This window comes from Stutzerimonas stutzeri (assembly GCF_024448695.1).
Lineage (GTDB): Bacteria > Pseudomonadota > Gammaproteobacteria > Pseudomonadales > Pseudomonadaceae > Stutzerimonas > Stutzerimonas stutzeri_T.
Genome location: NZ_JAMOHY010000027.1, coordinates 29,205 through 42,645 on the forward strand (window position 1 = coordinate 29,205; position 13,441 = coordinate 42,645).

Annotated in this window: 10 protein-coding genes and 2 tRNA genes; 8 read left to right on the forward strand and 4 right to left on the reverse strand. The window is 61.4% G+C overall.

Features of this window, described 5'->3' with window-relative positions:
* The first annotated feature begins 305 nt into the window (after nt 1-305).
* Nucleotides 306-1,778, forward strand: coding sequence for a DNA recombination protein RmuC (rmuC, locus tag NAV32_RS15345; protein ID WP_256053666.1), 1,473 nt, complete (start codon nt 306-308; stop codon nt 1,776-1,778).
* Between the two features lie 9 nt (nt 1,779-1,787).
* Here the strand turns inward: rmuC and NAV32_RS15350 are convergent, their stop codons facing one another.
* Together NAV32_RS15350 and NAV32_RS15355 are read right to left on the reverse strand one after the other, a co-directional pair.
* On the reverse strand, nt 1,788-3,032 hold the full coding sequence (locus NAV32_RS15350) for an MgtC/SapB family protein (RefSeq protein ID WP_256053667.1): 1,245 nt from the start codon (nt 3,030-3,032) through the stop codon (nt 1,788-1,790).
* A 124-nt stretch (nt 3,033-3,156) separates the two neighbouring features.
* Nucleotides 3,157-6,627, reverse strand: a complete 3,471-nt coding sequence (locus NAV32_RS15355) for a hybrid sensor histidine kinase/response regulator (RefSeq protein ID WP_256053668.1) — start codon at nt 6,625-6,627, stop codon at nt 3,157-3,159.
* A 513-nt stretch (nt 6,628-7,140) separates the two neighbouring features.
* On the opposite strand from NAV32_RS15355, the gene NAV32_RS15360 reads away from it, so the two are divergent.
* Genes NAV32_RS15360 through NAV32_RS15370 form a run of 3 tightly spaced genes read left to right on the forward strand, consistent with a single transcriptional unit; the run spans nt 7,141 to nt 9,552 of the window.
* Nucleotides 7,141-7,860, forward strand: coding sequence for an AzlC family ABC transporter permease (locus NAV32_RS15360; RefSeq protein ID WP_256053669.1), 720 nt, complete (start codon nt 7,141-7,143; stop codon nt 7,858-7,860).
* On the forward strand, nt 7,854-8,180 hold the full coding sequence (locus NAV32_RS15365; RefSeq protein WP_256053670.1) for an AzlD domain-containing protein: 327 nt from the start codon (nt 7,854-7,856) through the stop codon (nt 8,178-8,180). Before NAV32_RS15360 ends, NAV32_RS15365 begins: the two co-directional genes overlap by 7 nt.
* 34 nt (nt 8,181-8,214) lie before the next feature.
* Nucleotides 8,215-9,552, forward strand: a complete 1,338-nt coding sequence (locus NAV32_RS15370; protein WP_256053671.1) for an MFS transporter — start codon at nt 8,215-8,217, stop codon at nt 9,550-9,552.
* 18 nt (nt 9,553-9,570) lie between these two features.
* Here NAV32_RS15370 and sugE read toward each other — a convergent pair whose 3' ends face one another.
* Entirely contained in the window at nt 9,571-9,885 is a 315-nt protein-coding gene (gene sugE, locus NAV32_RS15375; RefSeq protein WP_256053672.1) for a quaternary ammonium compound efflux SMR transporter SugE, read from the reverse strand.
* Between the two features lie 226 nt (nt 9,886-10,111).
* Entirely contained in the window at nt 10,112-11,032 is a 921-nt protein-coding gene (gene rdgC, locus NAV32_RS15380) for a recombination-associated protein RdgC (RefSeq protein WP_256053673.1), read from the reverse strand.
* Nucleotides 11,033-11,236: 204 nt separating this feature from the next.
* Here rdgC and NAV32_RS15385 point away from each other — a divergent pair.
* The 4 genes from NAV32_RS15385 (at nt 11,237) to NAV32_RS15400 (ending at nt 13,113) form a co-directional block, all read left to right on the forward strand.
* Nucleotides 11,237-11,312 (forward strand) — tRNA-Val (locus NAV32_RS15385).
* A gap of 13 nt (nt 11,313-11,325) precedes the next feature.
* Nucleotides 11,326-11,402, forward strand: a tRNA-Asp gene (locus tag NAV32_RS15390).
* Between the two features lie 247 nt (nt 11,403-11,649).
* Complete coding sequence (locus NAV32_RS15395; RefSeq protein ID WP_256053674.1) at nt 11,650-12,201, forward strand: sugar O-acetyltransferase; 552 nt, start codon at nt 11,650-11,652, stop codon at nt 12,199-12,201.
* Nucleotides 12,202-12,363: 162 nt separating this feature from the next.
* Nucleotides 12,364-13,113: an FKBP-type peptidyl-prolyl cis-trans isomerase gene (locus NAV32_RS15400; protein ID WP_256053675.1), complete on the forward strand. Its 750-nt coding sequence runs from the start codon at nt 12,364-12,366 to the stop codon at nt 13,111-13,113.
* The last annotated feature ends 328 nt before the right edge of the window (nt 13,114-13,441 follow it).

A 13,441-nucleotide genomic window follows, 5' to 3' on the forward strand; every position in this document is an offset into this window, starting at 1 on the left:
GGTATAGACCGATAATAAGTTATTGATAAATATAGGTATTTTTAATTGGTGAAAAAAACGCCAGTTTAAGCTCAGGCCTGCAATCATCGGCGCTAGGGGAAACTGTTACCTATTTGTTCACAGAGTTATCCACAGCTTCTGTGGATTAATTTTTCTGCGCTCTGCTTCGCGTTTTCGAGCTCAGCGAGGTAGAGCCTTCGAGTTGCTCTTTTTGATTTGCAGACTGGATAGGGCAAAGGCGCAACCCGCGGGTCAGAAGACCTGACTCGGCAGCTATACTTCCCCGCAATTTTATCGGAGCGTCCATGCCTCTAGATCCTTCCTACCTGCTTGCCGGGCTTGTATTTCTCTGTCTCGTGTTGGCGATGCTTGCGGCTGTGTTACAGCGCCGTCTGGCTCAGCGACAGGCGCAACTCGCCTTGCTGGATGAACGCCTGAGTCAGGCTGCCCTGGTTCAGGAAGGACTCAACGCGCAGCTGGAAACCAGTCGCCTGGAACAGGCTGATCTCATGGAGTCCCGCGCGGCATTACAGGCTGAACTGGCGGCACTGCGCCGGGAGAGCGAATGGTTGCAGGCGCAGCGTCTGGAAGCCCGCGAGAGGCTCGATGACCTGCAGGCAGAGCGTGACGCCCAGCAGGCCGAGTTGCGTGCTCTCAGCGCTGCACATGCCAGTGTCAGCGCTGAAGTGAACGAGCAGCAGAAAACCCATCAGCAGCGCCTGGACGATCTCCAGGGCGCCCGCGACGAGCTGCGCGCACAATTCGCAGAGCTGGCCGGAAAGATCTTCGAGGAACGCGAGAAACGCTTCGCCGAAAGCAGTCACGAACGCCTGGGCCAGTTGCTCGACCCACTGAAGGAGCGCATCCAGTCGTTCGAGAAGCGCGTTGAGGAAAGCTATCAGAACGAGGCGCGCGAGCGCTTTTCCCTGGCCCGTGAGCTGGAGCGGCTGCAACAGCTCAACCAGCGCCTGGGCGATGAGGCGACCAACCTGACGCGAGCCCTGCAGGGGCAGAAGACCCAGGGCAACTGGGGCGAGATGATTCTGGAGCGGGTGCTGGAGCATGCCGGTCTGCAGAAGGGCCGCGAATACCACACCCAGGTCAGTCTGAAGAGCGCCGATGGTGAGCGTTTCCAGCCGGACGTGCTGATCCAGCTGCCCGGCGACAAGCAGGTGGTGGTAGATGCAAAGGTCAGCCTGACGGCCTACCAGATGCTGACCAGCGCCCAGGATGAGGACAGCCGCACGCAGGCACTCAAGCAGCATGTGCTGTCGTTGCGCAATCATCTGAAGGGGCTTTCTCTGAAGGATTACCAGCGTCTGGAGGGCCTGCAGAGTCTGGATTTCGTGCTGCTGTTCGTGCCCATCGAAGCGGCGTTCGCGGCGGCGCTGCAAGCCGATCCCGAGCTGTTTCAGGAGGCCTATGGCAAACACGTCGTCATCGTCAGTCCAACCACATTGCTGGCAACGCTGCGGGTCATCGACAGCCTCTGGCGCCAGGAGCGGCAGAGCCAGAATGCCCGCGAAATTGCCGAGCGGGCGGGGGCGCTGTACGACAAGTTTGTCGCCTTCATTCAGGATCTGGACGAGATAGGCAGCCGCCTGCAACAGCTGGACAGAGCCTACCTGGGGGCGCGCAACAAGCTCACCGATGGCCGTGGCAATCTGGTGGGTCGTGCCGAACAGCTCAAGTTGCTCGGCGCCCGCGCCAGCAAGCGTCTGCCGAACGACTGGCTGGAGCGGGCAGGAGCTGAGACGCTGCCTGCCAATGAAGAATGACCGACAACCTCAAACCAGTAACAGCACCGCGAACCCGGCAAGCAATCCGCCAACCATGAAGGGTACTGTCAGCAGCGCCATGGAGCGGCCACCGATGAGGCCAATCAGCACCGCTTTGACCAGGCTGTTGCTCAATGCGGCCAGGAAGATGCCGCGTACTGCAACCTCTTCGCTCAGTTCGGTACGGGCGCTGTTGGCCAGCGATAGCGTGATGGCGTCCACGTCGGTCAGCCCTGATACCAGCGAAACCAGATAGACACCCGTATCGCCAAGCCCGCGCTGTGCACCTTCGACCAGAAACAGGATCAGTACCAGCAGTGCGGCGAAGCGCATGGCCGGGCCCAGCTCGAAGGGGTTTTTCAGCGGTGGTTCGGTGGTGGCGTCAGGCTGTTGGGCGGCGCGCAGGTAGTAGAACAATGCACCACCTGCGTAGATCAATCCGGCGGTCAGCAGGGGTGCGATCAGTGCCGGCAGCAGCGTACGGTTGACCAGCCCGACTTCGAGCAGCACCCGTGGAAACATCAGTGCCGAGGTGGCCAGCAGGCCAGCGGCCAGTGCCGGTCGCAGCTTGGCCGAATCCAGCCGGGCAAGGGTCATGGTCATTGCGGTTGACGACACGATGCCGCCGAGCAACGCGGTGACCATCAGTCCATGACGGGTGCCCAGCAGGCGGATGGCGACATAGGCCGCAAAGCCGATTCCGGCGATCAGCACCACCATCCACCAGGTGGTATAGGGGTTGAACGCCTGCCAGGGGCCGTAGCCCTGATTGGGCAGCGTTGGCAGCAGCACCACGGAAATGAACAGCAGCTTCAGTGCGCCACCGAGTTCAGCTTCGCTGAGCTTGCGCAGCGCGCCATGCAGGCGCGCCTTGAGGCTCAGCAGCAGCGCCACGACAACAGCGATGGAGGCGGCCAGCATGCGGCTTTCAGCGACCGCCAGGCTGCCGAGCAGAAAGGTCAGCAGCAGCGCCACTTCGGTGGTCATGCCGTGATCGGCGCTGTAGCGGGACTCGATCAAGTAACCGGCGATCACCAGTAGCGCCAGTACGACGAGCATCGCGATCCAGGCTGCCGCGCCGAAGTGGCCTGCGCTCAATGCTGCCAGCCCGCCGAACAGTCCACTGAGGCCGAAGGTGCGCAGGCCGGCCAGTTCCTCGCCGCCGTTGTCGCGCCCGCTCCAGCTGCGTTCCGTTCCGATCAGCAGGCCAACACCGAGCGCGGTGGCCAGGTTCAACAACAGCTCAAGGGTCATGGAGAGGCACCGAAGTTGGGGGACAGGCCTGTTTCGTCATGGCTGGCAGCGAAGCGGCAACCGCTGCAGTCTAGCGTCTTGCTACTGCCGGGTCTTGCGCTGCGGCAAGACCCGGCAGGAATGATCAGTGCAGCTGTACGTGACGGCTCATCAGTGCACGCAGCGCCGCCGGCTTGACCGGTTTAGCGAGAAAGTCCAGGCCGGTGGCGTGGACTGCGGCAATCAGCTCGGGACGCCCGTCGGCACTGATCACGACGCCAGGCACCGGTTCACCGAGACGGGTGCGCAGCCAGGCCATCAACTCGGAACCGGTTTCGCCGTGATCCAGGTGGTAGTCGACCAGCACCATTTGCGGGCGTACATCCTCCTTGAGCAGCGCCTCGCATTCGGCCCGGTTGCTGGCGGTCCAGACCTGGCAGCCCCAGCGTGACAAAAGGCTGCGCATGCCGATCAGGATGCTGTCTTCGTTGTCGATGCACAGCACCTGCACGCCCGTCAGTGCGGCTTGCTGCGGTTCGACTTTTACGCTGTGGCTGGGTTGTTTCACGACATTGGCCGCAATCGGCACGGTCACGCTGAAGACGCTGCCCTTGCCGAGCCAGGAGCGTACCGACAGCGGATGGTCGAGCACCTGGCAGAAGCCGTCGGCAATCGCCAGTCCCAGTCCCAGGCCTTTTTCGGCGCGGGTCTGGTGGCTGTCCAGACGCTTGAACTCCTCGAATATCACCCGCAGCTTGTCCCTGGCGATGCCGGGGCCGCGATCCCACACTTCCAGTCGCAGCGACGAACCCTGGCGACGCACGCCGAGCACCACCCGGCCCTTGGCGTAGCGGAAGGCGTTGGTGAGGAAGTTCTGCAATACCCGCCGCAGCAGACGAATGTCACTGTCGACGCGCAAGCGGCTGCCGTGCACTTTGAAATCGACGCCTTGCTCGGCGGCCAGCACGGTGAATTCGGTGCTCAGGGTGTCGAACAGGGTGGCAAGCGGGAACGGATTGCGGTCAGGCGTGATGCGACCGTTCTCCAGGCGTGAAATATCCAGCAGATCGGAAATCAGGTCCTCGGCCGAACGCAGCGAGCTATCCAGATGACGAACCAGATCCTGTGCTTCACGCGGCAGGGCATCATGCTGGTGCGACAGCGCGGCGGAGAACAGGCGGGCGGCATTGAGTGGCTGCATCAGGTCATGGCTGACCGCCGCGAGAAAGCGCGTTTTCGACTGGTTGGCAGCTTCGGCGGTGCTCTTGGCCGCAGTCAGCGCCTGATTCAGCTCGGAGAGTTCCTGGGTGCGTTCGCTGACGCGCTGTTCCAGGCCCTCGTTGGCATCCTTGAGGGCGCGCTCGGCCTCGCGGTAAGCGGTGATGTCACTGAAACTCATGACGAAGCCGCCGCCCGGCATGGGGTTGCCCACCAGCTCCACCACCCGCCCATTGGGGAACATGCGTTCGGACGTGTGGGCACGACCCTGGCGCATCCAGTACAACCGCTTGGCGACGTGGGTGTCCGGATTGCCGGGGCCGCACAGGCCGCGCTCGGCGTTATAACGAATCACATCGGCAATCGGCCTGCCGATGTAGACCAGCCCTTCCGGGTACTCGAACATCTCCAGGTAGCGATGGTTCCAGGCCACCAGCCGCAAGGACTGATCGACCACGCTGATGCCCTGGGTGATGTTTTCGATGGCGCCTTGCAGCAAGGCGCGGTTGAACTGCAGCACCTCCGAGGCTTCGCCGACGATTCTCACCACGTCGTCGACCTGCATGTCGCGGCCTTCCAGGGCAGCCTTGACTACCGCGCGAGTGGAGGAAGCACCGAGCACGCCGGCCAGTAGCCGTTCGGTATGGGCAATCCACTGGCCGTCAGCCGGCTGCTTGGGGGAAAAGTCCTGGCCGTGGCGACGGGCGAAACGGTAGAAGCTGGTCCGCGCACGCTCCGCACCGACGAAGCGTGCCGCCAGCTGCAGCAAGTCTTCGACCTGGACCGCGAGCAGGCGCCGCGAGCTGGCGGCGGGATGAATTTCCTGACCGATGAAGCGGCTGGCTTGCCAGTGCTCGGCAACGCGGGTCTGGGACAGGATCGAAACCCAGAAGAACAGGGTTGCGTTGCCCAGCAGCGACAGGGTTACACCGAACGTCAGTGCGCTGGTGCCGAAGGGCAGGCTGGTGGTGTACAGCCACTGCAGCCCGGGGAACATTTCCAGTGGCCAGCCGAGCAGCGGCAGAATCAGCGTATAGCACCAGATCAACGCGCCAGCCGTGAGACCGGCGAACACGCCGCGGCGGTTGGCCTGTTTCCAGTACAGCGCGCCGACCATGGCTGGCGCCAGCTGGGTCAGGGCGGCGAAGGCGATCTGGCCGATGGTCGCCAGGCTTGCGCTGGCATCCAGCAGGCGATAGCTGACATAGGCCAGCAGCAGAATCGTGACGATGCTGATGCGCCGTACCGAGAGCATCCAGTGGCGGAACGCCTCGAATGGCTGCTCGGCTTCCTTGCGGCGCAGCAGCCAGGGCAGCAGCATGTCGTTGGACACCATGGTGGACAGGGCCACACTGGCGACGATGACCATGCCGGTTGCGGCCGAGGCGCCACCAATGAAAGCCAGCATTGCCAGGGCCGGATGGCTCTCGGCCAACGGCAGGCTGATCACGAACGAGTCAGGGCTGATGCCCGCAGGCAGCAGCATCTGTCCGGCCAGCGCGATGGGGATGACGAAGACCACGGCAAGCACCAGGTACAGCGGGAATACCCAGCGCGCCATGCGAAAATCCTTCGGCTCGATGTTTTCCACCACGGTGACGTGAAACTGTCGGGGCAGGCAGACGATGGCCATCATCGCAACACCGGTCTGCACCACCATCGCCGGCCAGTTCACCGTGACTTCCCAGAAGCTCGCCAGCTCCGCACTGGCGTGGGCCTGGTTGAACAGATCGCCGAAGCCGTCGTACAGGCCGAAGGTGACGAAGGCCCCGACCGCCATGAAGGCCAGCAGCTTGACCAGCGACTCGAAGGCAATCGCCAGGACCATGCCGCGATGGTGCTCGGTCACGTCCAGGTTGCGCGTGCCGAACAGCACGGTGAACAGCGCCAGCACCACGGACACGATGAGGGCGGTGTCCTGCGTGCCGGAGCCGGCGACGGCCTCGGCCCGATTGCCCATCAGCAGGTTCACGCCGAGCACGATGCCTTTGAGCTGCAGGGCGATATAAGGCAGCACGCCAACCAGGCAGATCAGCGTCACCACGATGGCCAGCAGCTGCGACTTGCCGTAGCGCGCCGCGATGAAGTCGGCAATCGAGGTGATGTTCTCCTGCTTGCTGATCATGATCATCTTCTGGAACACATGGGGCGCCAGCAGCATCAGCAGAATCGGGCCAAGATAGATCGGCAGGAACGACCAGAGCTGTTCGGCGGCCTGCCCGACCGCACCGAAAAAGGTCCAGCTGGTGCACCAGACGGCCAGCGACAGGCTGTAGACCCAGGGCCGCAGGCGCGGCGACATCTGGTCACGGTTGCGATCGCCATAGAAGGCGATGGCAAACAAAAGGGCCATATAGGCGAAGGCGACCAGTGCGATCAGCCCACCAGACAACGACATGCAGACTCCAGACAGCAAGGATGTGCGGGCGTCGAAATGAAGAGTTCATCGAGACCTGACGACGCCTGGGTAGCGGTCATTAAAGCAGAGCCCGGCCCCTTGGCCGACTGGCCTGAGGCTGAACATGCTGACCGGATGAGGGCGACAATTCAGGTTCGACAGCTTCAGATCACTCGACGCTGCCGCTTATTGGTAGAGGTATGGGCAAATCTTCGCAGTAAAAGAGGCATCCTGACCGGGGTTGCGACCAACGTCGAATAAGCTGGCGGCAGACTCTTGAGTCGATGGAAGCCCCATTCCAGACGCTTCGCACGAAATGTGCGGAAGATCACCTAATACTTTTTGCTCCTGTGCTCGCCGAGCTGATTCATGTCGTGCAGGTCTGTGCCAACAGGCTTCCGATTTGAGTTAAGGTCTACCTCGATTTTGTCATGACGCCGCTTCATGCTTGGCTATTTCAACTCCAATGAAGGCGCGCAGCGCGTGCCTTGCGTTAATCCTCCAAGGAAACCGATGACCCGCTCGCAAGAGTTTCTGCATGGCTGCCGCGATATCCTGCCTCTGATCGTCGGCGGTGTGCCCTTCGGCATCATCTTCGGCACCCTCGCCATTGGTGCCGGGCTGTCCGGCTGGCAAGCCATGGGCATGTCGCTGCTGGTGTTTGCCGGCTCGGCTCAGTTCATTGCGGTGACATTGATCAGCGGTGGTGTGGGCGCGGCGGTTGTGTTGTTGACCACCTTTGTGGTCAACCTGCGCCATGCGCTCTACAGCGCGGCATTGCAGCCGTTCGTTCGGCATCTGCCGAGCCGCTGGCGGATACCCCTGGCGTTCTGGCTGACTGACGAGGCCTTCGCGGTGATCCAGCATCGCTATGCCCGTGACGATGCCTCACCGCACAAGCACTGGTTCTTCCTTGGCGCGGCGCTGACCATGTATCTGAGCTGGCAATTGGCAACGTTGATCGGCATAGGCTTCGGTCAGGCGGTGCCCAATGTAGCGAGCTGGGGGCTGGACTTCGCGATGATCGCGACCTTTATCGGTATCGCCGTGCCGATGATGCGCACGTCACCGCAGGTGGCCTCGGCACTGGTGGCCGGTGGTGTCGCGTTGCTGACCTGGGAACTGCCCTACAAGCTGGGGCTGATTGCCGCGGCGCTGGCAGGCATCGTCGTCGGCGTCTGGCTTGAGCGTATGGCCGAACGCCGTGCGCGACAGGAGGCGCAGCGATGCTGATCTGGCTGTTGATAATCGGTATGTTGGTGATCACCTTCCTGATCCGCTACAGCTTTTTCGCCTGGCCGAACCTGCGTTTTCCTCGCCTGGCGGAGCAGGGACTGCATTACGTGCCCGTTGCCGTTCTGACTGCCATCGTGGCGCCCGGCATGCTGATGCCCGAGGGGGAATGGGCGCTGCGCTGGGACAACGCCTATTTGCTGGCCGGCTTGCTGGCGATCCTGATCGCAGCATGGAGCCGCAACCTGCTGGCGACCATTGCGGGCGGCCTGCTGGTTTTTTTCCTGCTGCGCTGGGCGTTCGGGCAGTTGCCATTGTGAGCACTGACTGCGAGCGTCACGGTGGAGGCATGCGATGAGCCAGCATTCCCAGTTCAGCCTGCTCGGCAAGCGGCGCTTTCTGCCCTTCTTCGTGACGCAACTACTGGGTGCCTTCAACGACAATGTGTTCAAGCAGGCCCTGGTGCTGGCCATTCTCTACAAGCTGGGCAGTGAGGCCGATGTCCATCTGCTGGTCAATCTCTGCGCGCTGTTGTTCATCCTGCCGTTCTTTCTGTTTTCGGCTCTGGGTGGTCAGTTCGGCGAGAAATACGAGAAAGCCTGGCTGATTCGTCGGATCAAGTTCGCTGAAATCCTGATCATGCTCGCGGGTGCGCTCGGCATGCTGCTGGGCAATCTGCCGATGCTGCTGGCGGTGTTGTTCTGTATGGGTACGCAGTCGGCGCTGTTCGGGCCGGTGAAATACTCGATCCTGCCGCAGCAGTTGCGCGCCGATGAGTTGGTGGGTGGCAATGCGCTGGTGGAAATGGGCACCTTTCTGGCGATTCTCGGCGGCACCATCCTCGCCGGTCTATTGATGAGCCGTGGTGCATATGCCGTGCTGGTTTCGGTGGTCGTGGTGGTGCTGGCAAGCATCGGCTACCTGACCAGCCGTGCGATTCCGTCATCCACGGCTGCGCTGGCGAGCCTGCGTCTGGACTGGAACATTCTGCGGCAGTCCGTGCAGATCATGCGCTTGGGGCTTGGTCAGCAGCGTGCCGTCTCGCGGGCGATGATCGGCAACTCCTGGTTCTGGTTTCTCGGTGCGGTCTACCTGACACAGATACCGACCCTCGCCCGCGACCTGCTGCAGGGCGACGAAGGTGCAGTGACGCTGATTTTGGCGGTGTTCTCGGTGGGCATTGCGCTGGGCTCGCTGCTTTGCGAGCGTTTGTCCCGACATCGCGTGGAGATGGGGCTGGTGCCCTTCGGTTCACTCGGTTTGACGTTGTTCGGTATTGCGCTCTGGTGGCATGCCGCGAGCGTGCCGCCAGCGCTCGAATCCCGCGATTGGCTGATGTTGCTGGGCGAGGCCGGCACACGCTGGGTGCTGCTGGACATTTTCGCGCTGGGCGCCTTCGGCGGGCTCTATATCGTGCCGCTCTACGCCCTGATCCAGTCGCGCACCGTACGCCAGGAACGCTCCCGTGTGGTCGCGGCGAACAATATCCTCAACGCCCTGTTTATGGTGGTGTCGGCGATCCTGTCGATCCTTTTTCTGAGCGTGGCGGAGCTGTCGATCCCGCAGCTGTTTCTGGCCGTGGCCCTGCTCAATGTGCTGGTAACTGGCTGGATATTTTGCTCGGTGCCGGAATTCCTTGTCCGCTTCCGGCTGTGGGTCACCGGCAACCTCGATACGGCGCCCGAACCTTGAGAGCAGGGCGCCTGACTGTCAGTGGCTGAGCTTCAATCCGATCAGGCCGGTACAGATCAGCAGCACACTACCCAGGCGGAACAGATTCACTGATTCGCCAAACAGGATGATCCCCGCGATCACGGTACCGATTGCGCCGATGCCGGTCCAGATGGCATAGGCGGTGCCCAGCGGCAGGGATTTCATGGCCAGGCCGAGCAGTCCGACGCTGATCGCCATGGCAGCGATGGTCAAGCTGGTGGGTAGCGGGCGGGTAAAGCCCTCGGTGTATTTCAGGCCGACGGCCCAGCCGATTTCGAACAGGCCGGCGAGGAACAGGATGAACCAGGACATACGGGCTCCAACAGGAAAAGTTGGGGTCGTCCCCGGTAGGGTCGCTTGAGCGAGCGGTGAGGTCGTCCTCACTCGGGCTATTGTGCACATCAGCCCGTTTCGGGCAAGCCGAGGCAGACCTGCTGTGGCTGCGGGTGTTTGTTGGGCCGAAACATTCAGCCCGCGTCCTTCCATGCTGCCCCAAAGGCCGAACACGTTCGGCCCGTGCATGTGCTTGCGGAGCGGATCAGACCCCCTGCGGTATTTCCTCACCACCCAGCGCTTCGAACAGTGCCGGCAGGAACTCGCCGAAGGTCAGCATCATCAGCAGGAAGCTGGCATCCTGCTGCCCGAGGTCGTCATCGCCACCGTCCTGTTCGGCCTGGTCCTGCAGCAGCTCCTCGAAGCGCAGACGCTTGATGACCATCTTGTCGTCCAGCACGAAGGACAGCTTGTCCTGCCAACCCAGCGACAGCTGAGTGACTTGCTTGCCGACTTCCAGATGCTGCTGGATCTCGTCGCTGGTCAGGTCCTGACGCTTGCAGCGCACCACGCCACCATCTTCATGGGTGTCGCGCAGCTCGCATTCATCCAGCACGAAGAAGTCGTCGGCGGCTTTCTGGGTTTTCACCCATTCGGTCATGGTCGCGGACGGAGCGATCTTCACGGTCAGTGGGCGCACCGGCAGTGAGCCGATGGCTTCGCGCAGGGTGGAAAGCAGGTCTTCGGCGCGCTTGGGACTGGACGCATCGACCAGAATCAGCCCCTGTTCCGGGGCGATGGCAGCGAAGGTGCCGGACTTGCGGATAAAGGCGCGCGGCAGGAAGGCCTGGATGATGTCGTCCTTGAGCTGGTCGCGCTCCTTCTTGTAGACCTTGCGCATCTGCTCGTTTTCGATTTCGTCGACCTTTTCCTTTAGCGCGTCCTTGACCACGCTGCCGGGCAGGATGCGTTCTTCCTTGCGCGTGGAGATCAGCAGAAAACCCTGGCTGGCATGTACCAGTGGCGCGTCCGCACCCTTGCCCAGTGGGGCGACGAAACCGTAGGTGCTCAGTTCCTGGCTGGCGCAGGGGCGGGCGGGCTTGGCGGCCAATGCAGCTTCAAGTGTCTCGACATCGAAAGGGACGTTCTGGGTGAGACGGTAGACGAGCAGGTTGCGAAACCACATGGCGATGTGTAACTCCGGTAAAGGCAAAGCACGCATTATTCCCCTGGCGGGAGCCGAGGCCAACCCTGCGCCGATGGAAACCATGAAATCGTCCGTAAACAGAGGGGTTTCCTAAGTCTTTGTAAGTTCTTCAATTTTTTTTTCAAAAGGGGGTTGCCAAGGTGCGGAACCCTCTCTAGAATGCGCCCCACTTCGAGAGCAAACGGGTGATTAGCTCAGCTGGGAGAGCATCTGCCTTACAAGCAGAGGGTCGGCGGTTCGATCCCGTCATCACCCACCACTCGAGGTTTAGCGCAGCGGTAGTTCAGTCGGTTAGAATACCGGCCTGTCACGCCGGGGGTCGCGGGTTCGAGTCCCGTCCGCTGCGCCAAATTCGCTTCATGGGTCCACTGAACACCCTGAAGCTACACGAAAAGCGGCCATTGGCCGCTTTTCGTTTTTCTGCGTCCGGTATTCTTCCGGCGCGCTCTGAGGCTTGTTTCTCTTCTGGCTAAACAGTCGATCTCCAGCGCAAAGCGCTCAGTCGTAGAGCCGAATTTATTCGGCAGACTCTTTGTCGGCATCAAATTCCGCTCTGTGCTGTCCGAGAAACGACATGTCTGCAAAGGCTGACGAAAATGTCTCGAACGGAAAAACAGAAGATGCTGGCAGGCGAGCTGTATGACGCCTCCGATGCCGAGTTGCAGGCCGACATGATGGCAACCATGCACTGGCTGGCTCGTTACAACGCTGCCCTTGCGTGGTCGGTAGAGGCGCGGCATGCGTTGCTGATAGAGCGCCTGGTGGCAGTCGGGCAGGGGGTTAATATCCGTCCGCCATTTCACTGCGATTACGGCTTCAATATCCGTCTGGGTGAAGGAGTGTTCCTCAATTTCAATTGTGTGATTCTCGATGTCGTCGCGGTGACCATCGGTGACATGACCCAGATCGGCCCTGGTGTGCAGATACTCACCGCCGACCATCCGCGCGATGCGGCGCAGCGTGAATCGGGGCTTGAGTTCGGGCGACCGATCAATATCGGGCGTAATGTCTGGGTCGGTGGCGGAGCGATCATCCTGCCGGGCGTGAGCATTGGTGACGATGCGCTGATCGGTGCCGGTAGTGTGGTAACGCGCGACGTTCCTCCCGGTTGCACGGTGCTTGGGAATCCAGCAAGGGTCAGGGCCTGAATGGGCTGCAACACATGCGCAGTGAAGTGGTGATGCAGATCACCGATGCGAGTTGTCTACTACAGAGCCGAGTGAAGTGCGGTAGCCAGTGATTGTGCCCGCCTGCTAAGCTCGACGACTGCTTTTTTGCGTTACCCCCTTTTAGCGTTATAAGGAAACAGCATGAGATATCAGCGTTTGGCTCCGGCGATTGCCCTGGTGGGCCTGGTCCTGGCGGGCTGCGACAGCGATACCAGCGCTCCTGGCGTCAAGCTGGACACGCCAGCTCAGAAGGCCTCCTACGGCATTGGCCTGAACATGGGCAAAAGTCTGGCGCAGGAAGGGATGAATGATCTCGATTCGGCCGCTGTTGCGCAGGGTATCGACGATGCCCTGACCAAGCAGGATCAGAAGCTGACCGACGAGGAGCTGATGGAGGCCTTTGCCTACCTGCAGACTCGCGCCGAAGAGCGTATGGACGAGATGAACAAGGAAGCGGTCGCTGCCGGTACGAAGTTCCTTGAGGACAACGCCAAGCGTGACGGTGTAACCACTACCGAATCCGGCCTGCAGTACGAAGTGATCAAGCAGGCCGAAGGCGCTCAGCCCACTGCCGATGATGTCGTCACTGTTCATTACGAAGGCAGTCTGGTTGACGGTACCGTTTTCGACAGCTCGATCAAGCGCGGCAGCCCCATCGACCTGCCGGTTGGCGGCGTGATTCAGGGTTGGGTCGAAGGCCTGCAGCTGATGCACGTTGGTGAGAAGTACAAGCTGTATATCCCCAGTGACCTGGCCTACGGCGAACAAAGCCCGAGCCCGCTGATTCCGGCGAATTCGGTGCTGGTATTCGAGCTGGAGCTACTGGGCATCAAGGGTGACGAAGCCCAGGCGCCGGTAGAAGAAGTCGAGCCGGAAGCCGCCGCGCAGTAATTGGAGTCGCTTCACGAGCACCGCTTTCCCGCAAGGGTTGGCGGTGTTTTTGTTTATGGGGCCATGTCGATTGCAGGGAGTGGCCCATGCTCGTGAAACAGAACGTAGCCAAGGCGTAACCCGGCGATGGCGGTGGTGCCGCGCGTCGTGCGGGGTACCAACGACGGAAGCGCCTGCGGCGATTCCGTCCTACGAAGCATGCCGCCGTAGCCTGGATTAGCCGAAGGCGTAATCCGGTATTGGAGGCTTTCCGAATAGCCTGGGGCCTACTCCCAAGTTAGAGTCCTGCGGATACAAAAAAGCCTCAGATTTTCATCTGAGGCTTCCA